We start from the raw sequence: 24,511 nt of genomic DNA on the forward strand, positions 1-24,511 counted from the left end.
GGCGGGTTGGGCCGCAGCGTGTCGGAAATCCAGGCGCGCGCCTCCTCGAGGGAGCGGGTGAGCGCCACGCGGGCCCGGGGGAGGAAGCGCTCCACGAGGCCCCCCACTCCTTCGGAGCCCCGGCGTGCACGCAGGTTGACGAGGACGGCGATGTCGGTCATGGCGGGCGGACTCTCCCCGGGCATTGTCATGGCCCGGTCACGGCGCCTCACCCCGGAGGGCGTCGTGACATGAAAATGACCCTCAACCCACGAGCGCGTGGGCCACACGCACTCCGAGTCGCCGCCCGGCCCCTCTCCGACGGAGGGACACGGCCGCGGCGGCCAGTCCTCCGGCGAAGAGCAGCCGGCGGAGCCATGGCTTGCCGCCCGAGCGGTAGCCACCGGAGGCGCCGGTGCCCTCGGCCATGGGGCGGAAGAGGCTGCCGGAGGTAGGCCTCTGGCGCACCTTCTCGAAGTGCTGGGCGTCGGTGACGCCGCGCATGGTGCGCTCGAAGGTGCCCGGCATCAGGCCGTGCATGGCGACGAAGCCGCGGGCGGCGGGGCCGACGAGGACCTCGGGCTTGGGCTCCTTGAGGACGCGGAGGATGGCGGTGGCGACGCGCTCCGGGGAGTACACGGGCTCCACGGGGCGGATGCGCCAGCCGGTGTAGTTGGCGGTGTGCCGCCACAGCGGTGTGTCGATGGCGGCGGGGAGGACGGTGCACACGTCGATGCCGGTGTTGAGCAACTCCTGGCGGACGGAGGAGGAGAAGCCGCGCACGGCGTGCTTGGAGGCGACGTAGGCGCTGACGTACGGGCCGGCGACGGCGCCGAAGGTGGAGGCCACGTTGACGAGGGTGCCGTAGCCCTGGTGGCGGAACTGCGCCACCGCCACGCGGGTGCCGGTGACGGTGCCGAAGAAGTTGGTCTCCATGAGCTGGCGGAAGGCGTCGTCGGGCGTCTCTTCCAGGCTGCCGAGGAGGTAGACGCCGGCGTTGTTGATCCACGCGTCGAAGTGGCCGAAGGCGCGAAGGGCCTCGTCGGCGAGGTTGCGCACGGCGGCGGGGTCGGAGACGTCGGTGGGGACGACGAGGGCGCGCACGCCGAGGGCCTCGCACTCGCGGGCGAGGTCATCCAGCGGCTCCTCGCGGCGGGCGGCCAGCACCACGTGGGCGCCCTTCTTCGCCAGGGCGAGCGCGGTGGCTCGGCCGATGCCACTCGAGGCCCCGGTGATGACGATGACTCGGTTCTTCCATGCCTGCTTCATGTGGTCCCCGTCGCTCCCTCTCCTGCGCAACCCCTGGCGAAGATGGGGATGGCACGTTGCGGCGCACCCGGCCGTCGCAGGCTCCCCTGGAGGGCGGGCGGCGGAGCAGCGGCGGGGGTTCCTGGATGGGACGGGGGTCCAGGGTCTGGACGGGCCGTCATGTGGCGCGCAGGACCTGTGACGGTGGGTGTCAGCGGTGACGGTTTTGGAGTCCGCGAGGTAAGGGCCTGGAAGGACTGGGCTTGTCCAGGGCAACCAGGTGGGTTGGAGGATGGCGGGCTGCTTGGTATGTGCAGGCGACTGTCGGCTGGCCGACGGAACGTGCCCTGCAATCGGCACCACGCCATGAACTCCCCACGACCTTTCCTGCTGCTGCCCTGGGTGGCTGTCGTTCTTCTCTCCGCACCGGCGTGCATCAACGTGCCGGACATCGAGCCCGCGAAGGCGCAGGTGCGCATCGCCTCGCCGGACGGGACGGCCTACACGAATGGAGTCATCGAGGTCCGGCTCACGGTGACGGGCCATTCGCCCGAGCGGGTGGAGCTGCTCCGGGACGGTGAGGTGCTGACGACCTTGGAGGCGCCGTACGCGTACGCGTGGGATACGGCGGGGGTGGCGGAAGGGGCGCACCGGCTGGAAGCGCGGGCGGTGTTCGGGGACGTGACGTTCACCAGCGAGGCACGGGAGGTGGTGGTGGACCGGACGCCGCCGAGCGTGGTGTCGCGGACGCCGGAGCCGGGGGACGAGGAAGTCTGGGTGAGGAGCCCCATCCGCGCCGTGTTCTCCGAGCCCGTGAAGGCCAGCACGCTGACGGAGGCTTCCGTGCGGTTGACGGTGGGCGGGGTGGAGGTGGCGCGGACGGTGTCACTGTCGGCGGATGGGCGGACGGTGACGGTGGAGCCGGTGACGCCGGTCACGCCACCAAATATGATGACCCTATATCTGTCAGACGCGTTGGCGGATCTGGCTGGGAACAAGACCGCTGGGCACTCTGGCGAATGGACCTGGGCGCTCCCCACGTTCGTTCGCTATCCCTCGCTTCCGCAAGCAATCCCGGACGCCTCGTCGACGATTGACCCCATTGTCCGCCTGGACAAGAGCGGAAATCCTGTCGTCCTGCGCCAGGAGTCTGATGACCATTCGACGAACATCTTTGTGTCCCGGTGGACGGGAAGCAGGTGGGAGAACCTTGGGGCAGGCCTGAAAATCAGCTCTTCAGCCAACTTCATCGTGGCTTCGCCGTCGCTCCAGATTGGTCCAGACGGCGAGCCTGTTGCCGCATGGCATGAAGGGCTTGGCCGCGAGTTCGACAACCACATCCACGTCGCCCGATGGACAGGCAGCGAGTGGAAGCAGTTTGGCGACGCCCGAGGAATACTGCCTGATCGCCCCCATGCACTGAACGTCTCGCTCCAACTCACCCCAGAAGGAGCGCCGATAGTAGCCTTCAAGATGGACCCAGAGGACATCAGCGGCGGAGCCGTTCACGTATATCAATGGTCAAATGACGTCTGGAGCCCCCTTGGTCTTCCCCATCAAGTAACTCCATCAGCGGGCTACCAGACACCGGCTCTCACATTGGAAACAAACAACGCTCCCGTAGTCGCATTCACCGACAGCACCAGTCGACGTCTATACGCCAGGCGCTGGACTGGCAAAGATTGGGAGGAACTAGCTCCCTACGTAGTCACCTATGACAGTCGCAGCATCCGGACACCCGCCCTACAGGCCGATAGCAACAACAATCTAGTCGCCATTTGGGGATACACAGAAGATTCCACTGGCGCCCCGAACATCGCACTCAGCCACTGGAGCAGTGACGAGTGGCGCTCCCTGCAGCTTCCTGCCACTCCTCAGCCCCAGGCCATAGTCACCTCATTCAACGCCTGCCGGGCTCCAGACGGCAGTTTCCTGTTCTCTTGGAATGAATTCAGTGCAACAGAAACAGGTGTCCATCTCTACCGCTGGACAGCGAGCAAATGGGAGAGGCTGGCTTCTCCCCTGACTACATCCATCAGCGCCGCCGCTCGATTCAGCGCGTCATCCATCGATAGCGATACAAGAGGAACACTCGTTCTGGCAGGCATTGAGACTTCGACCTCTCAGCCGCTCCGTCAAATGTCCGTCGTGTATCGGCTCAATCGGTAGCCAGCCCATCTGAAACAGGCGCTCGCCACGAACCGGCCGAGGACCATCCAAGATGAAAACAGCACTCACAATCGCAGCCTGCCTGCTTTCCATGCTGACGTATGCAGCCCCCCGCCGCATGGTGGTGGCCAGCGGCGACTGCAAGGACGCGGAGCTGGGCAGCCAGGCCAAGGCATTCCTGGACACCCTCGCATCCCGTCCCGAGCAGGACACCCTGAGCGCCACCCAGTTCGGTGAGCGGCTCTTCCCCCAATCCACCCAGAGCTACGAGGACCTCCAGCGGCAGCTCGAAACCGCACTGGACCACTTCTACGAGGGCCGCAACGCCCGGGCCGCCCAGGCCACCGACGAGGCCCTCCAGCAAATCACCCGCCTGCCCGTGGGTGAGACGCGCTGGAAGCTCTACGTGGAGGCTCAGCTCCTCCACGGCCTGAACTACCGCAGCATGGGCAAGCAGAAGGAGAGCGACACCGCGTTCCGCAACGTCCTGCGCCTCCAGCCTGACTACGAGCTTGACCCGGACCAGTTCGCACCATCCGTCCGCCAGTCCTTCGACAAGCTGCGCCGTGAGCTGGCCCGCACGCGCAAGGTGAAGCTGACCGTGAAGTCCACGCTGCCCGCATCGGACGTGTACCTCGATGGGCTCAAGGTGGGACAGACGCCGCTGACGCTCGACGTGCTCGCCGGAGCCTATGACATCACCCTGGTGAAGGGAGGCATCACCAGCTTCCCGCGCCAGGTGCAGGTGCAGGGCGCGGACATGCCGCTGCTCATCGACGTGGCCTACGAGGGCTCCGTGTCCGCCAGCCCCTTCCCGTGCCTCGCTTCCAACGACGGCAACGACGAGCGGACGCTCAGCCATGCCGTGCGCCTCGGTGGCACGCTGGGCGTGGAGGAGGTCATCGTCGTCCGCCTGGAGCGCCCCAGCAGCGGGCCGAAGTGGTTCGCCGCCACCGTGCTCAACGTCGAGGGCGGACAGAAGCTCCGCGAGGGTGGCTTCAAGACCCAGGGCATGGAGGCTCCGGACGAGGCCCTCTCCGCGCTGGTGGACTTCGTCACCACGGGCCGCTCCCCTTCGAGCCTCGTGGTGATGAACGCCAATGGCAAGGCGCCCTGGGAGCAGCCCGGGGGCTCACAGCCGGGAGGCGCGGACCTCACCGCGCCCAGCCTCCTCTCCGAGGGCGTGGCCGAGACGGCGAGTCCCCGCTCCACCTCGGGTCTGCGCGTGGCGTCCTACGTGGCGCTCGGCGCGGGTGTGGCGGCCCTGGGTGGCGCGGGCGTCGTGCGGATGCTGGCGCAGAAGGACCTGGATGCCCTGGAGAAGCGGCTCGTGAACGGCCGCATCCTGTCCACCGACAAGCAGGCCCTGGAGCTGCGGAACTCGCTGTCGCAGAAGGGCAATGCCCTCACGGGGCTGCTCATCGGGGGAGGCGCCGCGGTGACCGCGGGCGCCGTGCTCTATCTGCTGTCACCGTCCTCCGCGGCACCGCCGGTCTCGCTCGGCGTCGCGGCGGACGGAGACGGTGCGTCCGCCACCCTGTCCGGCACGTTCTGACCGGGCCGCACCGAAGGGCACCGCATCCCGGCGCGGGCGCGTAGAGTGCGCCCATGATGCGTGCCCTTCTCCTCCTGCTGCTGGCCACGAGCGCCTCCGCCGCGGCCCCTCGCACCTTCCGGGTCGACTACTTCCACACCGGCAACGCCACCGAGGAGCGCTTCAGCCTCGACAAGGTGGTCATCGAGCCGCTCCCCTGGCCCGGCCACCCGGCGCGCGCCATCGACGAGACGAACCTCGGCAAGTACCTCTTCGAGGTGAGGGACCGGAGCACCAACCGGCTCCTGTTCTCGCGCGGGTTCGCCTCCATCTACGGCGAGTGGGAAATCACGACCGAGGCGCGGTCCATGAACCGCACCTTCCACGAGTCGCTGCGCTTCCCCGCTCCGGAGCGCCCCGTCCAGGTGATGCTCAAGAAGCGCGACGCACAGAACGCCTTCCGCGAGGTCTGGTCGCTGGTGGTGGACCCGAAGGACATGTTCGTGGACCCGTCCTCGCCGCCCGCGCCCGGCCCGCTGCTGAAGCTGCTGGAGAACGGGCCGCCGGAGCAGAAGGTGGACCTGCTCATCCTCGGGGATGGCTATACGGCGGCCGAGCGCCCCAAGTTCGAGAAGGACGCCCGCCGCATGGTGGACATCCTCTTCACGTTCTCTCCCTTCAAGGAGCGCAAGGCGGACTTCAACGTGTGGGGCCTGGTGCCCGCCGCCACGCAGTCCGGCATCTCCCGGCCGTCCACCGGCATCCACCGGCGCTCGCCCGTGGGCGCCACCTATGACGCCTTCGGCAGCGAGCGCTACGTCCTCACCTTCGACAACAAGGCGTTCCGCGAGACGGCCGCCTTCGCGCCGTACGAGTTCGTGGAAATCCTGGCCAACGGCAACACCTACGGAGGCGGAGGCATCTTCGGCCTCTACGGCACCGTGGCCTCCGACAGCCTGTGGGCGCCCTACGTCTTCGTCCACGAGTTCGGCCACCACTTCGCCGGGCTGGCCGACGAGTACTACACCTCCGAGTCCGTCTACGCCCCTGCCGCGGACCGCCTGGAGCCGTGGGAGAAGAACGTCACCGCGCTGCATGACCCGGAGCAGCTGAAGTGGAAGCACCTGCTGTCCCCGGGGACGCCGCTGCCCACGCCGTGGAACAAGGAGGAATACGAGAAGCACTCCAACGGCGTGCAGCAGCGCCGACGTCAGATTCGCGCGCAGCGCAAGCCGGAGTCGGACATGGACGCCCTCTTCGTGGCCCAGCGCGACTGGGAGGAGAAGTTCCTGTCCTCGCAGAAGTACTCGGGCAAGGTGGGCGCCTTCGAGGGAGCCATGTACGAGTCACGCGGGTACTACCGGCCCCAGCTCGACTGCGTGATGTTCACCCGGGACAGGGTGCCGTTCTGCGCGGTGTGTCAGAGCGCCATCTCGGAGGTCATCGACCTCTACGTGGGTCCACCCGCTCGAACTCCCCGTCCTACTCCTTGAACATCTAACAATTCCAGCGAGAACCGCGTGAATTGCGTGTGACTGGAAGGGCGCACAATGGACCCCCTCCAGGTTCGGGTGTAAGGGGAGCCAGTACCTGTATCCCTGGGAGGGGACCTCATGCTGAGACGGAATTGGCTTCCGGCTCTGTTGACCGCCGTGTTCGTCACGGTGGGGACGGGCTGTGGCGACGAGTGCGTCGATCAGTTCGACTGCCGCAACGACAACGGTCAGGCGGACCCGGGTCGTGAGTGGACCTGCAACGACGGCAATTGCGAGCAGCGTGACATTGCCCAGCCGCCGCCTCCGACGGACGCGGGCACGGACGACGCGGGTACGGACGCGGGCACGGACGACGCGGGTACGGACGCGGGCACGATCTGCACGGACTCGGCTCCGGGCAATGGTGTGGACCAGGGCTGCACCGAGGCGACGCCGGTGTGCGATACGGCGGCCAACGGCGGCGCCGGCCAGTGCGTCGGGTGCGCCACCAATGCGCAGTGCTCGCTGACGCAGGTGTGCAACGCCACCACGAAGGTCTGCGAGGCTTCCACCTTCACCACTCCGGTCACGGAGACCACCGCGCAGATCACGGCCTTCCTGTCCGCCTCCGCGGGCACCCAGGCTTCGCCCCTGCCTGTCACGGGCGCCTTCGTCACGTACGTGAAGCCCCAGGTCGCGGGCAGCGCCGCCACCGAGCGGACCGGCTTCTTCGTGCAGGCCGAGGCCGCCGGCCCCGCGATGTTCGTCTCCGACGCCACCGCGCTGGGCCAGGTCGCCGTGGGTGACCGGGTGAGCTTCAACGTCACGGAGCGCAGCAACCCCGCCGCTGGCGCTGATGGCGGCACGACCGGAATGCGCATCGCGACCACCGTGGCCGACCTCACCGTCATCAGCCGGAATCATCCGGTCCAGAGCCTGAGCAATGCCTCCCCCGCCGGCCTGAAGGTCGATGTCTCCACTGAGTCCAACCTCGAGTCGGCCGATGCCTACGAGAGCCGGCTGGTCGCCTTCAGTGGAACCGTCAAGGGTCCGTCCACGAGCGCCGGTGGTGGCTTCACCCAGTTCCCCTTCATCACCACCGCCACGGGTGAACCGGACGTGAACGCCAACATCCGGCTTCGCGTCCCCGCCGCGCTGGTCAGCGAGCTGGACCTCGTCCCCGAGTGCTCCCTGACGGTGAACACGAGCCCGGTGTGGCGCTTCAACGCGACCACCCAGTTCTCGGTGTTCGCGGCTTCCGAGCTTGCGCTGTCGAACTGCCCCGCCCCGAAGGTCGTGGGAGCCTCGGCGCTGTCCACCAATCGCGTTCAGCTGACTTTCGACCGCCACATCAACCCGGCGAGCGTCACGAACGCCGCGACCCAGTTCACGTTCAACAACGGTCTCACCGCGCAGAGCGCGACGGTCAGCGGCACCACCATCCTGGTCAACACCAGTGCGCAGACGAGCGCCACCGATTACACGGTGGCCGTGTCCGGAGTCAGGGACACGTTGGGCACTGAAATCGCCGCTCCCAACTCGACCACCTTCCAGGGCTACATCCTGCTGGCTGCCCACGGCGGCCAGGTGTCCATCTCTGGCACCGGTTTCACCGGTGCGACCGCGGTCACCATCGGTGGCGTGGCGCAGCCGACGTTCACCGTCGACTCCGACACCCAGATCACCATCACCAACATCGCCGACAGCACGCCGGTGGGTGCTTCGCAGCCTGTCGTGGTCACCACGCCTGCCGGCCCGGTGGAGGCGGGGAACACGCCAGTCATCCGCCTGCTCATCAACGAGCTCGACTCGGACACCCCCGGCACGGATCTTCTGGAGTTCGTCGAGATCTCCACGGGCGTGCCCAACCTCCCCATCGCGGGTTTCTCCCTCGTTCACTTCAACGGGTCCACGGACCGCTCTGAGCTGACGGTCGAAATCAAGGGGACCACGGATGCCACGGGACTCATCCTCATTGGCAATGCTGGCGTCACCCCTGCTCCCGCCGTCACGTTTGGAGATGGTCTGTTGCAGAATGGCGCTGATGCCGTGGGCATCTATCAGGGTGCGGCCTCCGCGTACCCCAATGGCACGACGGCGAGCAGCACGAACCTGATTGACGCCCTCGTCTATGACACGGCCGACGCGGACGACACGGGTCTCCTGGATGCCCTGCTGGGCACCGGCACGGGTCCCGAGCGGGTCCAGGTTGATGAGGCTGGCAGCGGCCCGTCCGCCAACAACTCCATCCAGCGTTGCGGTACCGCGCGTCGGGATGGCCGCGCGTTCAGCCGCGTGGCGGCCCCGTCGGCCGGTGCGGTCAACGCCTGCCCGCAGTAGCTGAACCTCAGCAATCCCTGACGCACCCCGGGCCGCGGCTCCTCGAGAGCCGCGGCCCTTTTGTTTTCCGGGTGGGTTGGCGGCGACCCGTACGCCTCTGTCACAGGGCGGTAATACAGTTACGCCTTCAACAGAGGCCCCGCATCATCGGCCCGGAGTCGTCATGCGGTTCCCGCGCGTCCTGTCTCTCTTCCTCACTCTGCTCCTGACCGCGTGTCCTGGCTCCGGCCCCAGCACCCCCACGGACGGTGGCGCGAACTCCCATGACGGAGGCAGCACCTTCCTCACCCTGGTCACCGAGGAGCTCCCTCCGGCCACCGTCTCCCAGCCCTACCGCGTCCCCCTCGTGGCCTCCGGTGGCTCGCCCGAGTATTCGTGGCACCTCTTCGCGGGCTCCCTGCCTTCGGGACTGACCCTCTCCGGCTCGGGCGAAATCTCCGGGACGCCTTCCACTTCCACCGCGCGCACCATCACCTTCACCGTCGAGGTCCGGGACTCCGCCGGCCACTTCGCTCGCCGGCTGCTGGGCATCCAGATCCAACCCCCCGGCTTCGAAGTCACCACCGCGGCGCTCCCGGATGCGTACCTCGGCGGTGATTACTCCGCCTCGCTCGCCGCCTCCGGCGGCACGGCCCCGTACACCTGGGTCCTCGCTCGCGGCACGCTTCCCTCGGGCGTGCGGCTCGCCACGGATGGCCGCCTCTCCGGCACGCCCGTGGCTCCGGGCACCTTCTCCGTCACGCTCGGCGTCCAGGACACCTCCGGCCTCTCCGCGCAGCGCGACCTCTCGCTCTCCGTCTTCGCGCCGCCGTCCCTGTCCACCTCCCCCCTCGCTCCCGCCCGCCTGGGCGTGCCCTACTCCGCCTCGGTGCAGGCCGCTGGCGGCCGGGGGCCCCTCGCCCTCCGCGTCAGCTCGGGCTCGCTGCCCGAGGGACTCCGCCTGGAGGGCGACGCCATCGTCGGCACTCCCACCAAAGCGGGCACCGCGTCCTTCACGCTCCAGGTCCAGGACCGCAATGACCGCTCGGCCTCCGTGGCGTTCCAGCTCACCGTCCGCGGCGGCCTCTTCGTCGCCACCGCGTCCCTGCCAGACGCGTACACCGATGCCGCCTATGGCCACTCCCTCTCCTCCGAGGACGGCCAGCCTCCGTACACCTGGACGCTCACCGCCGGCACCCTGCCCGCGGGCCTGCGGTTCCTCGGCTCGGGCGCCATCGAGGGCACCGCATCCACCCCCGGCACCTTCTCCCTCACCGTCCGCGTCACCGACGCCCAGGGCGCTACCGACTCCAGCACGCTGACGCTCACCGTCCACGCGCCGCCCAGCGTCTCCCGCTTCGAGCTCCCCGACGCGTACGTGGACGACTCCTACTCCGCCACCCTCACCGTTACCGGCGGGCGCGCGCCGTACTCCTGGCGCATCGACTCCGGCACCCTGCCCCAGGGCCTCTCCCTCACTTCGGGCAGCGGCACCATCTCCGGCACGCCCGGCGCACCGGCCACCACCTCCGTCACCGTCCGCGTCACCGACAGCGGTGGACGCTTCGCCACGCGCACGCTCCCCCTCAGGGTGTACCGGGCCCCGTCCCTCCTGGGCCCCACCACCGGACTCGAGGCCTATGTCGGTGAGGCCTTCCTCGTCACGTACTCCGTTGCCGACGGCAAGCCGCCGCACACCTTCGCCACCTCCGCCGCCGTGCCCTCCTGGCTGCGCTTCTCCAGCACCGGCCAGCTCTCCGGCACGCCTGCCGCCGCGGGCTCCATCTCCGGAATGGTCAGCGTCTTCGACGCCAACGAATACGCCCACCATCGCGGCTTCTCGCTCACCGTCTTCTCCCCGCCCGTCATCACCTCCCTCCAGCTCCCCGAGGCCCGGCTGGAGGCGCCCTACTCCACCTCGCTGGCGTCCTCGGGTGGCAAGTCCCCTGTCACGTGGAGCATCACCTCGGGCTCGCTGCCCTCGGGCCTCTCCCTCTCCTCCTCGGGAGGCATCTCGGGCGCGGCCACGAGCGGCACCTCCCCCTTCACCGCGCGCGTCACCGACGCCAATGGCCGCTTCGAGGAGCGCCCTCTCACCCTGCCCGTCTACACCCCGCCCCGCGTGACGACCGCCACACTCCCGGAGGCCTTCGTCGGTATCCCCTACAGCGCCACGCTCACCGCCTCCGGCGGACGGGCCCCGCTGCTGTGGAGCCATGACGGCCTGCTTCCCTCCGGGCTGGTGCTGGACGCCACGACGGGCGTCCTCTCCGGCACCCCCGCCGCGCTCGGCACCACGAGCTTCACCGTGTTCGTCCAGGACGACGAGGGCCTCGAGGACTCGCGCACGCTGTCCCTCACCGCGCGCGACGCGAGCACTTCGCTCACCGTGGGCCACTGGAACATCGAGTGGTTCGGCGCCCCGAACCAGGGGCCTCCCGAGTCCTCCTCGGACGGAGGCACCAACGACGACCTGCAGATTGCCTGGTCGCGTGACATCCTCGGCGACGCGGGCGTCAACGTGTGGGGACTCGTGGAGATGGTGGACGCCACGGACTTCGCCGCCCTCAAGGCACAGCTTCCCCAGTACAGCGGCTTCCTCGCCAACGACCCCATCGTCTCCGCCCCGCCAGGCGGGACCTGGTACAGCAACGGCGAGCAGAAGCCCGGCATCCTCTACGACAGCTCCGTCACCTTCCAGCGCGCCCAGCTCATCCTCACGGAGTCCGTGGATGACTTCGGCGGCCGGCCTCCCCTGCGCGTGGACTTCACCACCCGCATCCGCGGCGCCGAGGCTCCGCTCGTCGTCATCGTCGTCCACATGAAGGCGTTCGATGACGCCACCTCGTACGGGCAGCGGCAGCGTTCGGGCGCCGCGCTCAAGAGCTACCTCGACACGCACCTGCCCTTCGAGCGCGTGCTCGTCATCGGCGACTGGAATGACGACCTCGACCGCTCCATCACCCGCAACGGGGCCGGGGGTTATCTCGCCAGCCCCTACGAGCCCTTCGTGCTCGACACCTCGCGCTACACGTTCGTCACCCAGCCGCTGTCCCTCCGCGGCGAGCGCACCACCACCAGCTATCCCGACGCCATCGACCACACGCTCGCCACCAACGAGCTCGCCGTGAGCTACCTGTCCGGCTCCGTCCGCGTGCTGCGCCCCGACACCTGGATTCCCAACTACGCCAACACCGTCAGCGACCACTATCCCGTCATCAGCCGCTACGACCTGGGCAATGGAGGCAGCGGTCCAGCTCCCACGCAGCACCTCTTCATCAACGAGGTGCTCGCCAACGAGCCCGCCCCCGACGGTGGCGTGGGAGACCCCCAATACGAGTTCATCGAGGTGGTCAACGGCGGCACCACCCCGGCGGACCTGTCCGGCTGGAGTCTCTGGGATTCCTCCACCCAGCGACACCTCTTCCCCTCCGGGACATCGCTCGCTCCGGGCAAGGCCTTCGTCGTCTACGGCGGCCCTCGTGGCTTCCCGCCGGGCACCGCCAACACCCTGGCCGCGTCCACCGGTCGGCTCGGGCTCGACAACGATGGCGACGTCCCAAGCCTCCGCGCCCCCGACGGCGGCGTCGTGGACTCGGCGGGCTACGAGTCCACCACGGACAACGTGTCCATCAACCGGATGCCCGACGCCACGCGCGATGGGGACTTCGTCCTCCACACCACGCTCAACCCGGGACTCGGCTCCTCCGCGGGACGGCGCGCGGACGGTGGCTCCTTCTGACCGGCTCGTCCGAGGTGACAGCCCAGGCCCCTTCGAGGCCAACGGCTCGTGACGGCCCGGCGCGTCCGACGTATCGGCTCGTGCCCCGTGCCTCGGCGCCCCCTCAGCGAAGCGGCGTGGACGGCCTGCCCTGCTCACCGGCGTCGGGCTCGGCCGTGGGCAGCACCTCCACCTGGCGCGCCACCCAGCCTCCCGGCCCCTCGTCGTAGCTCACGCGGACCTCGTCGCCCTCCTCCACCTCTCGCAGGTTCACCGGCGCTCCATTCACGAGCAGCCGGGTGCCGGTGTTCACCTCGAGGTCACGCTCCTGGCCAGCCGCGTCGCGGATGAGCAGCTCGTTGTCGCCCACCCAGCTCACCCGGCCCTGCACCCGGCCCGTGGGCTCGGGGAGCCCCGAACCTCCCTGCCCCGGAGGCCCCGGGGTGACGACGCTCGGCGCCCGCTCGGACTCCTTCGTCAGCGCCTCGGGATCCGGAACCTGCTCCTTCGGGGCCATGAGGCCCCGGAGCACCTCCGAGCGGCCCTCTCGCTCGCTCGCCGAGGGCTCCCCCCCTCCCATGCCGTCCTGCCTGCAGCTCAGGCCCAGGCCCAGAGCGCTCACCCCGATTGCCAGGAACGTCCACTTGCGCGCGCCGCTCATCGTCTCGTGCCCTCCCACCCGGGAAGAAGCCCGAGGGCCCCGTGCCGGACCCGGCTTCCCTCCTATCTCCTCCTCAACATGAGGACGGCCTCGGCGGCCGAGAACCCGGGTGCTCCAAGCCTCGCAGCCCGATGCTGGGCGGGCAGGCGACGGAGGGCCGGGCGGCAGCCTCGTCCGACGAGGCCGCCGCGCAGACACGCGGGAGGTCCGCTACCGCGCGGACTCGACGGCGTAGATGAGCGTCACCTTCGCCTGCACCGTCTGCTCCTCCGGCTGGATGGGCGTCGTCGCCGCGCGGGCGTCCGCCACCTCCGCCATGGCGAAGCGCGCCGCGTACAGCCGCGGAGGCTCCGTCACCGTGCTCGCGTCCAGCACAGCGCCCAGCTTCACGTTCAGCGCCGCCGCCAGCACCTCGGCCGACTTGCGCGCGCGCGCCACCGCCTGCCGCAGCGCCTCGCCCTGCACCGCGTCCTCACGGCTCAGCCCGAAGCGCACCTGGTCCACCCGGTTCGCTCCCGCCGCGAGCGCCTGGTCCAGCAGGCTCCCCACCCTCGACAGCTCCGTCACGTGCACGCTGACCAGGTTGCTCACCCGGTAGCCCCGCAGCTTCGGCTCCGTCTCGTGGGGCGCCGGCGGCCCATAGTCCGGGTACACCGAGTAGTTGCGCGTCTGGATGTCACGCCGCGCAATGCCCGCGGACGTCAGCGCCGCGATGACCTTCTCCATCCGCTTCGCGTTCTGCTCTCCCGCCGCCTTCGCGTTCGGCGCCAGCGTCTCCACCGCGAGGTCGATGAAGGCCTCGTCCGGCTGCGCCTTCACCTCCCCCGTGCCCTCCACCCGAATCGTCCGCACCTGCGGGTCCACCAGCGGGCGCGGCGTGGACACGGGCGTGGGTGCGCCCTGCGCGGCGGCCACCATGCTGGTGAGCAACATCGCGGAGAGCATCAGGTGTCGGACAGGTCGTGCGTGGAGCATGGCGCCTCCTCGGCGTTCCAGGGCTGCGGGGTCGAGTTGCAACGTCCTCGCCCCCTGGGACGGAATGACCCCATCCGGCATTCACGCCACCGTGAAGCCCTCCACGCACGAGGGCGCTCCCACCTCCCCAGCCGGTGAGAGCGCCCAGGAATGACCGTTCCTTCCAGGCCGCGCCGGGCCCCGGCCGGACTCAGGGCCTCGTGGAATGAAGATTCCTTCCACAAGCCCTCCGCGCCAGGGCGGCCTCGGGCGGTCCGTGGAAGGAACGTTCCTTCCACGGCCTCGCCCAGCCGGGCGTCACGGGCTCGCCGCGTCGCCGGCCGCCTCGTACGCCGGGCGGGGGGTCTGCGTCTTCGGACGGAGCCCGACGACCGAGCGCGCCTTGCTCGTCGCCTTGCGGCGCGCGGTGCGCAGCGCGTCGCGGCCCATGTCCATGACGGCGGACACCGCGCCCGCCACCAGGTTCCCCGGCGGCGTGTCCGGCGCCAGCGGGTGCGGCCGCGTGGGAGCGGCCTTCTTCGCCATCTCCAGCACGTCCGCCATCGTCCGCAGCTCCTGCGGCTTGAAGGCCTTCTTCACCGCCGGGAAGAGCTCGCTCTCCTCCTCCAGCACATGCGAGCGCACGTTCTCCATCAGCACGTGCACCTTGGCGTCGAAGCGCTCCGCCTCCGGCGGCATCCCGTCCAGCTCGGCCAGCACCAGCTTCACCACGTGGTGCTCCTCCAGCGCGCGCAGCACGTCGTCCCCCAGCTCGTCCGCGCGAGCGCGCACCGCCGGGTAGAAGACCTGCTCCTCGATGACGGCGTGCACCGACAGCTCGTGCACCATCTGGTCCACCAGCTTGCGCTTCAGCTTGTGCGCGTTGGGGCCCGCCTTCTCGTACTTCCGGAAGAGCTGCTCCACCGTCTTGTGGTCCGCCTTCAGCAACGCGATGGCATCCATGAACCCACCTCCCCTGAATGTCTGGGCCGCGCCTCCCCCACCGCTGAGCCCGAGGCTCCTGGCGCAGCGCGGCATGGACGCAAGGTGTGGATGGCGGGGCCCGGATGCTCGGGCTGCATGAGAGGGGTATGCCTCCCCGGATGTCCGGCAGGCGGCCAGGCGAAGCCGGGGTTCTGGGAGATCGCCGCACCCCGCGGGAGGGCACCCTGTTCCCGGGCCGTGACGCAACCGGCACCGGTGTTCCGGCTCTCGCCAGCCTTTCACCCCGTTCCACCACCCCTCAAGGGCTTGCGGCGCACTGAAGCCAACAGGCCCATTGTACCCAGGGGCAATCACCGCCCGTCCGGCTGCTGCCCAATGTCCGGACCACCGTGACGCGGGGCAGCGCCCTGCTTGCTGCGGGGAAGGGGAAGGGGGAGCACCGTGGTGAATGACACCCTGCGCGTTCGGGTCGCGAACATCACTCGCGAGGCCGAGGACATCCTGACGTACGAGCTCGTCGCGGAGGACGGAGGCACGCTGCCCCCGTTCGAGGCCGGCGCCCACCTGGAGGTGCGCGTGCCCGGGCCGGGCGACTTCGTGCGCTCGTACTCACTCTGCAACGACCCGGACGAGACGCACCGCTACGTCATCGCCGTGCAGCGCGATGGCAATGGCCGCGGCGGCTCGCGCGCCATGCACGAGCGCGTGCGCGTGGGCGACGTGCTGGAGGTGGGCGCGCCCAACAACAACTTCCCGCTGCTGTTCGCGCGCAGCTACGTGCTGGTGGCCGGTGGCATCGGCATCACCCCGATGCTGGCCATGGCGCGGATGCTCGAGCGCACCGGCGCCAACTACACGCTGCACTACTGCGCGCGCACGCCCGAGCGCACCGCCTTCCGCGAGCTGCTCTCCAGCGCGCCCTTCAAGGACCGCGTGCGCTTCTACTTCGACGGCGGAGACCCGTCGAAGGGCCTGGACGTGAAGACGCTGCTGGCCACTCGCGGGCCGGGGGCGCGGCTGTACTGCTGCGGCCCCGCCGGACTGATGAAGGCCGTGCGCGACGCCGCCACGTACCACAAGTGGCCCTGGGAGAAGGTGCACTTCGAGTCCTTCACCGCCGAGGGCACCAGCGCCGCGACGGGCAAGGAGGAGACCGACTTCGAGGTGACCATCCGCAGCACGGGCCAGGTGCTGCGCGTGCCCGCCGGCCAGTCCGTGCTCAACGTGCTGCGCCGCAACGGGGTGCGCGTGACGAGTGACTGCGAGGCCGGCTCGTGCGGCACCTGCGTCACCCGCGTCTGCGAGGGCCAGCCCGACCACCGCGACACCTTCTTCCAGCAGGAACCCGCGGGCGACCAGCGCATGCTCGTCTGCGTGTCCCGCGCCCGCTCCAAGCGGCTCGTCCTGGACCTGTAGTCCCTGGGGGAGCCGCGCGGGGCCTCGATGCCGAGGCCCCGCGACTCAAGCGGCCCGGCCGGAGGACTCCCGGCGCACGCGCGCGACCTCGGTGCGGATGAGCTTGCGCAGCGCCTCCGGGTCGAAGGGCTTCTCCACCCGGGTGTTCTCCACGCGGTCCAGGAACGTGCGTGCCGCCGGAGTGAAGGCCCCTCCGGTGATGAACACCACCCGCTCGGCCACCCGCGGTGCCGTCTGCACCAGCGCGTCGAACAGGTCCATGCCCGTCATCTCCGGCATCATCAGGTCGCAGAGCACCACGTCGTAGCGCGGCTCCGGCAAGCTCAGCTGCGCCAGCGCCTGCCGCGCGCTCACCATCACCTCGACGTCGTTCTCGCGCGACAGCGTGCGGCGGATGGCTCCGCTCACCAGCGCGTCGTCGTCCACCACCAGCACCCGGCCCCGCACCGGCGCCGCGCCCGTGCCGGGCTCCGCCGGCGTCGCGTTCGCGCGCGGCTCGTGGGCGGGGACTCGCGCGTCCGCGGCGGGCGAGGAGGAGGACGCGGTCCCGGCTTCCGCCGCGGCGGGAGCGCTGGCCGTGGCGACCGGGCTCGTCGCTCCCAGGGCCGCGCCGTTCATTCCGCCGGGAAGCGCGGGCTCCCCCTCCGTTGGCGACGCGTCCCGCCACACCCCGTCCATGCTCCGTGCCGGCGTGGCGCCCCGTTCCCCGGAGGCCTCGGCGTTCATCGAGCGGGACTCGCGCGACGTGCCCTGCTCCCGGGCCGCGAGCGCCGGCATCGGCTCCCGCGCGCCGCCTCGTGCCCCCGGCATGGACCAGGGCTCCCGCGCCGCGCGCCGCTCCTGCGCGTCCGCCGCGACTTCGGCCTCGGGCGCCGCGCGCTTCAGCGTCACCCGGAACACCGAGCCCTTCCCCGGCTCGCTCTCCACGGAGATGGTGCCGCCCATGGCCGACACGTACGCATGGCACAGCGACAGGCCCAGCCCCGTGCCCACGCCCTGCGGCTTCGTCGTGTAGAACGGGTCGAAGATGCGCGAGAGCGCCTCCGGCGCGATGCCGATGCCCGTGTCGCGCACCTCCGCCATCACCGTCCCATCCGGCGCCACGCGCGTGACGAGCCGCACCTCGTTCTCCTCCGCGCGTCCCTCCGGCAGCGCCTGCGCCGCGTTGATGAGCAGGTTGAGGAACACCTGCGCCAGGCGCGCCTCGTTGCCCTCCACCTTCGGCACGTCGCCGTAGTCCCTCATCAGCTTCGCGCGCGGGCGCAGCTCGGCCATGGCAATCTTCACCGCCGAGTCCAGCACCGCGTGCAGCTCCACCGGGCCCTGCTTCTCGTCGTCCGGGCGCGAGAAGGTCTTCAAGTCCCGGACGATGCGCCGCACCCGGTCCGCGCCATGCAGCGCCTCGCGCAGCGCCTGGCTCACCTCGCGCAGCCTCGACCCCACCGCGCGCGTGTCCCCCAGCTCCCGCGCCAGCGCGTCCGCCTCCTCGCTCGCGTGCTCCAGGTTCGACACGATGTAGGCCAGCGGGTTGTTGATTTCGTGCCCCACGCCCGCCGCGAGCTGCCCCACCGCCGCCATCCTCCCCGCCTGAACGAGCTGCGCCTGCGTCTGCTTCAGCGTGCGCATGTGCGCCTCCAGTTCCTCGTTGGCGCGCGCCAGCGCCCGCGTGCGGTCCTGCACGCGCTCGGCCAGCCACCGCTCGCGCGCCTTGAGCTGCCCCACGCGCAGCAGGTACACGCTCACGCCCAGCAGCACCACGCCCAGCACGCACAGCAGCCAGAAGCCCGTGCGCTGCCACAGCTTCGGCTCCAGCACCACGTCCAGCGTCACCGACTCCGTCCAGTGCCCGTCGCGCCCCCGGGCCTGCACCTCGAACCGGTAGCTGCCCGGCCGCAGGCCCGTGTACGTCGCCGTCCGCACCTCCGCGTTCACCCAGCCGTCGTCATGGCCCACGAGCTGGTAGCGGAAGGGCAGCCGCCCCGCGTCCACCGGCGTGAAGGCCGTGAAGCGGATGTCCAGCCGCGAGCCGCCCGGCGGCAGCTCCAGCCGGCCCTCCATGGGCACGGGCTGGTTCTGCACGCGCACCTCTTCAATCCGCACCTCCGGGGGCTGCCAGCTCGTGCCCACGCGCGCGGGGTCCACGACAATCGCGCCGCCGATGTTGGTGAACCACAGCCGCCCGTCCCGGCTCCTCCAGGCGGACGGCTGCGTGTTGCCGTTGCACTCCGCGCTGCGCATGCCGTCGCGCTGGTCGAAGCCCAGCGCCGCCACGCGCTCGCGCTTGCCGTCGGCCACCTCGTCCAGCTCGCGCCGCGACACGCGGGACACGCCCTTGTTGCTGCTCATCCACAGGTGCCCGCCGCCGTCCGGAATCACGCTGAACACCGCGTCGTCGTACAGCCCCTGCGCGACGGTGAAGCGCGCCCAGGTGTCCTTGCGCCAGCGCCCCAGCCCCGTCTCCGTGCCCACCCACACCGTGCCGTCCGGGTCCGCCAGCAGCGCCAGCACCAGGTCTCCCGGCAGCCCGTCCTTCTGGGTGAAGCGCTTGAAGGTCTTCGAGTCCGGCTCCCACCGCAGCAGCCCGGACTCCGTGCCGAACCACACCCGCCCGTCCGCGTCCTCCGTCATGACGATGACGGGGTGGTGCAGGCCGTGCTTCGGGCCATACAGGGAGACCTCGCCTCCGTGCACGCGCAGCAGCCCGCTCTGCGTCCCCACCCACCGGTCCCCCCGTGAGTCCACGTGGATGGCCGTCACCACCTCCTGCGGTCCCCCCTGCTCGCGCGTCAGCCGGCTGAAGCGGGTGCCGTCGTACCGGTACAGGCCATTGACGGTGCCCACCCACAGCGTGCCCTGCGCGTCCTCGTGCAGCGCGGGGATGACCTTCTCCGGGAAGCCCTCCTCCACGGCCACGCGGTGGATGCCCCCCGCTCCCAGCCGGTACAGCCCGCCGCCCAGCGTGCCCACCCACATCGTCCCGCGCCGGTCCTCCAGCACGGCGCTCACGGCGCCCTCGGGCGCCACCAGCCCCTCCGGCAGCCCGTACGTGGTGAACGGGCCGTCGCGCAGGCGGAACAGGCCGGAATAGGTGCCCACCCAGAGGTGCCCGTCCCGGTCCTCCAGCATGGACAGCACCTCGGCCTCCACCAGCCCCTCACCGGGCACGGGCTCGCTGAAGCCGTCCGCGGTGCGCCGTACCAGGCCGCCGCGGCGGGTGCCCACCCAGAGGGTGCCGTCGCCATCCGTGTACAGCGAGGGGATGTACGTCGACGGCAGCCCGTCCTGGGGAGTGAAGCGGCGGGCGACCCTCCCATCCCACGAGATGAGCTCGCGCGGCGTCCCCAGCCACAGCACGCCGGCGGCGTCCCGGCTCAGCGCCAGCACCTCCGGCCGCGGGTCCGGCCCGGGAATGGCGAAGGGCATCGCGTCCACGCGCCCCGCCATCAGCCGCGCCACGCCCTTCTTCGTGCCCACCCACAGCGTGCCGACCTCGTCGGCCACCAGCGCGGTGACGGACGCGTCCGGCAGGCCGTCCTCCACCGAGTACTGCCGCGCGTCCTCGCCGCTCGGCGGCACCCGCCACAGCCCCCCGCTCGTGCCCACCCACAGCGCGCCGTCCGCCACCAGGAGCCGGGACACCTTCGCGGCCTCCAGCGAGGCCGTCGCGCCCGGGGCGCGCTCGAAGCGGCCCTCGCGGTACGCCACCAGGCCCTGCTCGGTGCCCACCCACAGCGTGCCCGCCGGGTCCTCCACGAGCGCCCGGATGGTGTGGTTGCGCAGCTCCGGCGTGTTGCGCTTGTCGAAGACGACGAAGCGCGCCCCGTCGAAGCGCACCAGCCCCTCCCAGGTGCCCAGCCACAGGTAGCCGTCGCGCGTCTGCGCCAGCGACAACACGCTGTTCTGCGGCAGCCCGTCGTCGGCGCGCCACGAGTCCTGGATGTACTGGGAGACACGGCGCTCGGGGTCCAGGGCCAGACCCGGTCTCGCCAGGAGCAGTCCCGCGACAAACAAAAGTCCGACGAGCCCGGGCCGCCAGGCGCGTTGCGTGTACCCCGTGATGCCCATGTTGCTCCCAGTGTCCGGCAGAACCGGCCGGGAGACCAAACGCGGCACGCTCCAACCCGCATAAAACGTTGAGTGGAGCAGCCTTGGCGGCAGCGGCGGGGGGCAACCTCCACCCCCAGTGCGACTTCCCACCTTCTCCCCGCCGCTGCCGCCTCGTCCGCCACCACCCTGGGCGCCGGGAGCCACCCTCCCGACGCCCCTGGCCATGGAGCCCGCGCTTCCTGACGCGAGGTCCCGGTGGTGGTGAGGGCCTCGCCGTGTGGCGCTGGATTGAAGATGAGAGCCGCGAGTCCCCGACGCCACTGCGGGAACAGGACAGGAGCCATGTCCCCAGGTCGAATCCGATGCGGCCTCCGGCCGCCCGGCTCCCTGCCCGCCCGGAATCATGGAATTCGCGGCCTCGTGGGGCCCGATGACGCCGGCCGTCACGGCGCCGGGAAGGTGTTCCCCCGAGGTCACCCCCGCAGGTCCCTGCCGACGCGACGCGGGCGCGTGTCTATATTGCCCGCCCCGAAAAGAGGTTGGATGAGCGACGGGTCGTTGTTCTCGACGGACGTGGTCAGCACCGAGTCCCGCTACCAGTGGCGCCTGTGGCTGGCGGACCTGCTGGACGTGGTGACGGCGGCCCTCGTGGGTTGGGCCCTGCTCCGGGCCCTGGAGCAGGAGCGCACGCCGGGGCGCATGGCGGTGGCCATGGCGCTGGCCTGGCTCGCCGCGTCCGCCGTGGGCGGGCTCACGGGCCGGACGTGGTGGCGGCAGGTGGCGGGCGTGCGGCTGGTGCGTGGAGCGCGCGCGCCGGGGCTGCCGCTCGGGCTGGCGCGGGCCGTCACCGCGCCGCTGGAGCTGCTGCTGAACGTGGTGCTGCTGCGGCGGCCCCTGGACGAGAAGCTGGGCGTGCACGCCGAGCGGGTGCCCCCGGGCGCCGGCCCCTGGCTGAAGGGCGCGGCCGTGCAGCTGCCGTGGCTGGCGGTGCTGGCCGGCGCCGTGTGGCTGCTCGTCACGCCGACGAAGGCGGAGACGCACAAGTACCTGGGCAGGACGCTCACGGGCTGGCACTGCTGCCACGGCACGCGCGACATGACGTGGGAGTGCCGCACCTCGCTGGACCGGGCGGTGCGCGCCGCGCGCGGCGGCGACCCCGAGCTGAAGGCGGTGGTCGCCGACTGTCCGGTGGCCGCGAAGCGCCTGGGCGAGTGAGGGGCCCGCCAGGCCCGCTCACTTCTCCGAGGTGATGTACTCGCCTTCGTCGCAGAAGACGCCCACCTTGCCGGAGGGCACGTCGAACTGCGTGTTGAGCTTGAACCTGCTGGCGGACTTCACGTCGCCGGCCGGAACCTTCCCCAGCCAGGCCGTGCTGCGCTGGTCCTTCACCACGTAGCAGTTGGACCAGGAGGTGGTGCCCATGTTGCGGACCTTCACCTCGTCGTCGCCAACGAGCCCCAACATGCTCTTCGACCTGCTCACATCCGCGTAGAGGGTCTTCTTCTCGGGCTTCACGGGGACGGACGGGGCGACCACGACGGGCTCGGCGGGCTCCGGGTCGGGCCTCGTGGGAGCCGGCGCCAGGTCGCGGGGCGGCACCAGGTACAGCCTGCTGGTGGAGGCGAGGGCCTTCTCATCCAGCTCCACGTACGTCCGCCGGGACTTCACGGCATTTCCCCCCAGCCGGGCCGGCCGGATGACCCGGGCCAGTCCGAGCACCTGCCGCCGGCCATCCTTCCCCGGGGGCCCCACCACGTCCGCCTCCATGTCCGGGAGGAGCCTCGCGGCCCAGCCCCTCGCGACATAGAACCTGCCGCCCTCGTCGACCAGGGGCAGCACCTCCACCGAGGCGGCGACGTACCGGGCCGCCGGCGTCGAAGGAGCCTTCTTCTTCCCGGGGGCCTTCGGCGTGGATGCCGGGCGCTTGCCATCGTCCGCGTTGGCGGCGACCTCCTCCGTCTTGCCTGGCGCCGCGATGGCGCTCGCCGAGGACGGCACGGCTTCCGGCGCCGGAGCCCCCGTTCCCCCCGTGGGCGCCACCGCCGGGGCCGCCGTACCGGCCGCCGCGGCCACCGTTCCACCCGTGGGGGCCGCCGCCTCACCACCGGGGGCCGTGGGGCCGTCCGGGGACGGAGGAGTCGCCGCGGGCGTCCCGCTCGCCTGCGCCACCGGGGCCGTCGCGCCGGTCCGCTCCGCGTCGGGCTTCACGCCGCTTCCCGAGGGGGTGGCCGCCGGCGCCGTGGCCACGCTCGCGACCGGAGCCGGCGGCGCGGCGGGCGGACGGACGAGCAGCGCGGTGATGGCGGCGGTGGCAATCACCAGCAGCACGGCGATGGCGGCGTAGAGCCCCATGGGGCGCCTGCGGGAGGCCCGCGCCTCCAGCGCGTCGTCCTCCGCCGCCGTCGCGGGCACCGGGCGCGAGGGCCGGCGCGGCTCCGTCACCGCGTCCACGCCGGCCTCCACCACGACCGCGGGCTCCGGGCGCGAGGGCTTCCGCGGCTCGTCGAAGCGCGCGGTGCCCGTCCCGGGCCCCTGGCGCAGCGTGGTGGCGCCCGTGTCCACGTCGTCACCGTCCGCGTAGACGGCGTCCGGCCGGGCCACCCCGCCGGAGCGGCGCGGCGACGGCTGGATGTCGCCGACGTTGCGCACCACCGTGGGCTCGTGCCCCGACACCCCGTCATCCGCCGGGGCGCCGGAGCCGTAGAGGCCCGTGCCGGTGCCCGGCAGCGGCGTGCGACGCAGCCCGGTGGAGGACGACACCTTGGAGATGAGCTTGCGCTGCTCGGCGAAGGCCTCGGGGCACAGGGTGCGGACGAACTGGCCCACCTCCTCCGCGCCCACCGACGCGCCCGTGCGCACCAGCTCCCCGTTGAGCGCGCGGGCCCACTCGTCCGTGCGCGCGTAGCGCCCGTCCGGCTTCGCCTCCAGCGCGCGCCGCACCACCGCGTCCAGCGCGGCGTCCGCGTCCGGGCGCAGCTCGCACAGCGAGGGCACCACCGGCTGCGACATGGCCGCCATCATCTCCCCCACCGTCCCGTGGGGGATGAGCGAGCGGCCCGCCAGCATCTCCCACACCACCACGGCGCTCGAGTAGATGTCGCTGCGGTGGTCCACGAGCTCGGCGCGCACCTGCTCCGGGGACATGTAGCCCAGCTTCCCCATGACCGTGGACGGCAGCGTGTACTTGCTGCGCGCCGCGGACTTGGCGAGGCCGAAGTCGATGACCTTCACCTCGCCCTCGTACGACACCATGACGTTGTGCGGAGACACGTCGCGGTGGACGATGCCCAGGGGCGAGCCGTCCGGCCCCGCCTTGCGGTGCGCGTAGCCCAGCCCCTCGGCGATGCGCTGGCCGATGGACAGCGCCACCGGCACCGGCACCGCCACGCCCTGCGTCCGCGCCTGCTCCAGCAGGTACGCCAGGTCCACCCCCGCCACGTACTCCAGCGCCATGTAGTAGGTGCCGTCCGCCTCGCCCATGTCGTACACCTGGGCAATGGACGAGTGGACGAGGTGCACCAGCACCTTGGCCTCGTGGTGGAACCGGTCCAGGAACTGCCGGTCCTTCAGCAGCGCTGGAAGAATCGTCTTGACGATGCACGGCTTCTCGAAGCCGGCCGCGCCGCTGATCTTCGCGAGGAAGACCTCGCCCATGCCCCCCTGGCCCAGGGGATGGACGAGCTCGTAGCGCCCGAGAAAGCGGGGGGACTCTGTGGGTGCGGTGCTCATGGCTTCTCCCGGCAGCGAAGCACCCGGACACACACGGAATCAAGCAGCCGGGGGACTTCCATGTGGACAGACACCCTTGACGCCGGGAACGCAAACCCCATTCACCGCGCCCGGGAACTTCCAGCGAATGGACACTTCTGACGCTGTGAACGGAAGGCTCCGCCTCCGGGGAGGTGTCAGACCCGTCCGGCACAACTGTCCGTGAAACAGGGGCGGTACGTCGGCAGCCCGGTTTCGTTGAAGGCCTTCGCGAGTCGAGCCCGTGCACACCCGTCGGGCGGGGTGTGGGTGCATGAGGGCGGGGAGGCAGGAGA

13 protein-coding genes and 1 pseudogene are annotated in these 24,511 nt (G+C 70.8%); 7 read left to right on the plus strand and 7 right to left on the minus strand.

Annotated features, from left to right (window positions below):
• Together HG543_RS55715 and HG543_RS32585 are read right to left on the minus strand one after the other, a co-directional pair.
• Nucleotides 1–161: pseudogene (locus HG543_RS55715) on the minus strand (diacylglycerol/lipid kinase family protein); the annotation flags it as partial.
• An 82-nt stretch (nucleotides 162–243) separates the two neighbouring features.
• Nucleotides 244–1,248, minus strand: a complete 1,005-nt coding sequence (locus tag HG543_RS32585) for an SDR family NAD(P)-dependent oxidoreductase (protein ID WP_169348822.1) — start codon at nucleotides 1,246–1,248, stop codon at nucleotides 244–246.
• A gap of 345 nt (nucleotides 1,249–1,593) precedes the next feature.
• Between HG543_RS32585 and HG543_RS32590 the strand changes: the two genes are divergently transcribed.
• The 5 genes from HG543_RS32590 to HG543_RS32610 all read left to right on the plus strand — a co-directional run bounded on the left by HG543_RS32590 (nucleotide 1,594) and on the right by HG543_RS32610 (nucleotide 12,466).
• Nucleotides 1,594–3,396: an Ig-like domain-containing protein gene (locus HG543_RS32590; RefSeq protein ID WP_169348823.1), complete on the plus strand. Its 1,803-nt coding sequence runs from the start codon at nucleotides 1,594–1,596 to the stop codon at nucleotides 3,394–3,396.
• 91 nt (nucleotides 3,397–3,487) lie between these two features.
• Nucleotides 3,488–4,951 carry a PEGA domain-containing protein gene (locus HG543_RS32595; protein ID WP_246357460.1) on the plus strand — a complete coding sequence of 488 codons (1,464 nt, stop codon included), beginning with the start codon at nucleotides 3,488–3,490 and terminating at the stop codon, nucleotides 4,949–4,951.
• 53 nt (nucleotides 4,952–5,004) lie between these two features.
• Entirely contained in the window at nucleotides 5,005–6,423 is a 1,419-nt protein-coding gene (locus tag HG543_RS32600; protein WP_171818374.1) for an IgA Peptidase M64, read from the plus strand.
• Between the two features lie 120 nt (nucleotides 6,424–6,543).
• Entirely contained in the window at nucleotides 6,544–8,745 is a 2,202-nt protein-coding gene (locus tag HG543_RS32605; RefSeq protein ID WP_169348825.1) for an Ig-like domain-containing domain, read from the plus strand.
• Nucleotides 8,746–8,908: 163 nt separating this feature from the next.
• Nucleotides 8,909–12,466: a putative Ig domain-containing protein gene (locus HG543_RS32610; protein WP_169348826.1), complete on the plus strand. Its 3,558-nt coding sequence runs from the start codon at nucleotides 8,909–8,911 to the stop codon at nucleotides 12,464–12,466.
• Between the two features lie 103 nt (nucleotides 12,467–12,569).
• Here HG543_RS32610 and HG543_RS32615 read toward each other — a convergent pair whose 3' ends face one another.
• The 3 genes from HG543_RS32615 to HG543_RS32625 all read right to left on the minus strand — a co-directional run bounded on the left by HG543_RS32615 (nucleotide 12,570) and on the right by HG543_RS32625 (nucleotide 15,023).
• Nucleotides 12,570–13,106: a hypothetical protein gene (locus HG543_RS32615; protein ID WP_169348827.1), complete on the minus strand. Its 537-nt coding sequence runs from the start codon at nucleotides 13,104–13,106 to the stop codon at nucleotides 12,570–12,572.
• A gap of 210 nt (nucleotides 13,107–13,316) precedes the next feature.
• Nucleotides 13,317–14,081, minus strand: a complete 765-nt coding sequence (locus tag HG543_RS32620) for an SIMPL domain-containing protein (protein WP_169348828.1) — start codon at nucleotides 14,079–14,081, stop codon at nucleotides 13,317–13,319.
• 297 nt (nucleotides 14,082–14,378) lie between these two features.
• A complete protein-coding gene (locus tag HG543_RS32625) occupies nucleotides 14,379–15,023 on the minus strand; it encodes a hemerythrin domain-containing protein (protein ID WP_169348829.1) in 645 nt (214 codons plus the stop codon).
• Between the two features lie 423 nt (nucleotides 15,024–15,446).
• On the opposite strand from HG543_RS32625, the gene HG543_RS32630 reads away from it, so the two are divergent.
• Nucleotides 15,447–16,421: a PDR/VanB family oxidoreductase gene (locus HG543_RS32630; protein ID WP_343073497.1), complete on the plus strand. Its 975-nt coding sequence runs from the start codon at nucleotides 15,447–15,449 to the stop codon at nucleotides 16,419–16,421.
• Between the two features lie 45 nt (nucleotides 16,422–16,466).
• Here HG543_RS32630 and HG543_RS32635 read toward each other — a convergent pair whose 3' ends face one another.
• Nucleotides 16,467–20,486, minus strand: a complete 4,020-nt coding sequence (locus tag HG543_RS32635) for a two-component regulator propeller domain-containing protein (RefSeq protein ID WP_211194311.1) — start codon at nucleotides 20,484–20,486, stop codon at nucleotides 16,467–16,469.
• A gap of 525 nt (nucleotides 20,487–21,011) precedes the next feature.
• On the opposite strand from HG543_RS32635, the gene HG543_RS32640 reads away from it, so the two are divergent.
• A complete protein-coding gene (locus HG543_RS32640; RefSeq protein ID WP_171818780.1) occupies nucleotides 21,012–21,683 on the plus strand; it encodes a hypothetical protein in 672 nt (223 codons plus the stop codon).
• A gap of 18 nt (nucleotides 21,684–21,701) precedes the next feature.
• Here HG543_RS32640 and HG543_RS32645 read toward each other — a convergent pair whose 3' ends face one another.
• Entirely contained in the window at nucleotides 21,702–24,197 is a 2,496-nt protein-coding gene (locus HG543_RS32645) for a serine/threonine-protein kinase (protein ID WP_169348830.1), read from the minus strand.
• Nucleotides 24,198–24,511 lie beyond the last annotated feature (314 nt).

It is taken from the genome of Pyxidicoccus fallax (genome assembly GCF_012933655.1).
Classification (GTDB): domain Bacteria; phylum Myxococcota; class Myxococcia; order Myxococcales; family Myxococcaceae; genus Myxococcus; species Myxococcus fallax.

What these genes read in the sequence shown, in the direction of transcription:
- HG543_RS32615 (WP_169348827.1), bottom strand. Translation starts at nt 13,106, where the DNA reads ATGAGCGGCGCGCGCAAGTGGACGTTCCTGGCAATCGGGGTGAGCGCT.
- HG543_RS32595 (WP_246357460.1), top strand. Translation starts at nt 3,488, where the DNA reads ATGCTGACGTATGCAGCCCCCCGCCGCATGGTGGTGGCCAGCGGCGAC.
- HG543_RS32610 (WP_169348826.1), top strand. Translation starts at nt 8,909, where the DNA reads ATGCGGTTCCCGCGCGTCCTGTCTCTCTTCCTCACTCTGCTCCTGACC.
- HG543_RS32585 (WP_169348822.1), bottom strand. Translation starts at nt 1,248, where the DNA reads ATGAAGCAGGCATGGAAGAACCGAGTCATCGTCATCACCGGGGCCTCG.
- HG543_RS32635 (WP_211194311.1), bottom strand. Translation starts at nt 20,486, where the DNA reads ATGGGCATCACGGGGTACACGCAACGCGCCTGGCGGCCCGGGCTCGTC.
- HG543_RS32645 (WP_169348830.1), bottom strand. Translation starts at nt 24,197, where the DNA reads ATGAGCACCGCACCCACAGAGTCCCCCCGCTTTCTCGGGCGCTACGAG.
- HG543_RS32590 (WP_169348823.1), top strand. Translation starts at nt 1,594, where the DNA reads ATGAACTCCCCACGACCTTTCCTGCTGCTGCCCTGGGTGGCTGTCGTT.
- HG543_RS32625 (WP_169348829.1), bottom strand. Translation starts at nt 15,023, where the DNA reads ATGGATGCCATCGCGTTGCTGAAGGCGGACCACAAGACGGTGGAGCAG.
- HG543_RS32620 (WP_169348828.1), bottom strand. Translation starts at nt 14,081, where the DNA reads ATGCTCCACGCACGACCTGTCCGACACCTGATGCTCTCCGCGATGTTG.
- HG543_RS32600 (WP_171818374.1), top strand. Translation starts at nt 5,005, where the DNA reads ATGATGCGTGCCCTTCTCCTCCTGCTGCTGGCCACGAGCGCCTCCGCC.
- HG543_RS32640 (WP_171818780.1), top strand. Translation starts at nt 21,012, where the DNA reads ATGAGCGACGGGTCGTTGTTCTCGACGGACGTGGTCAGCACCGAGTCC.
- HG543_RS32605 (WP_169348825.1), top strand. Translation starts at nt 6,544, where the DNA reads ATGCTGAGACGGAATTGGCTTCCGGCTCTGTTGACCGCCGTGTTCGTC.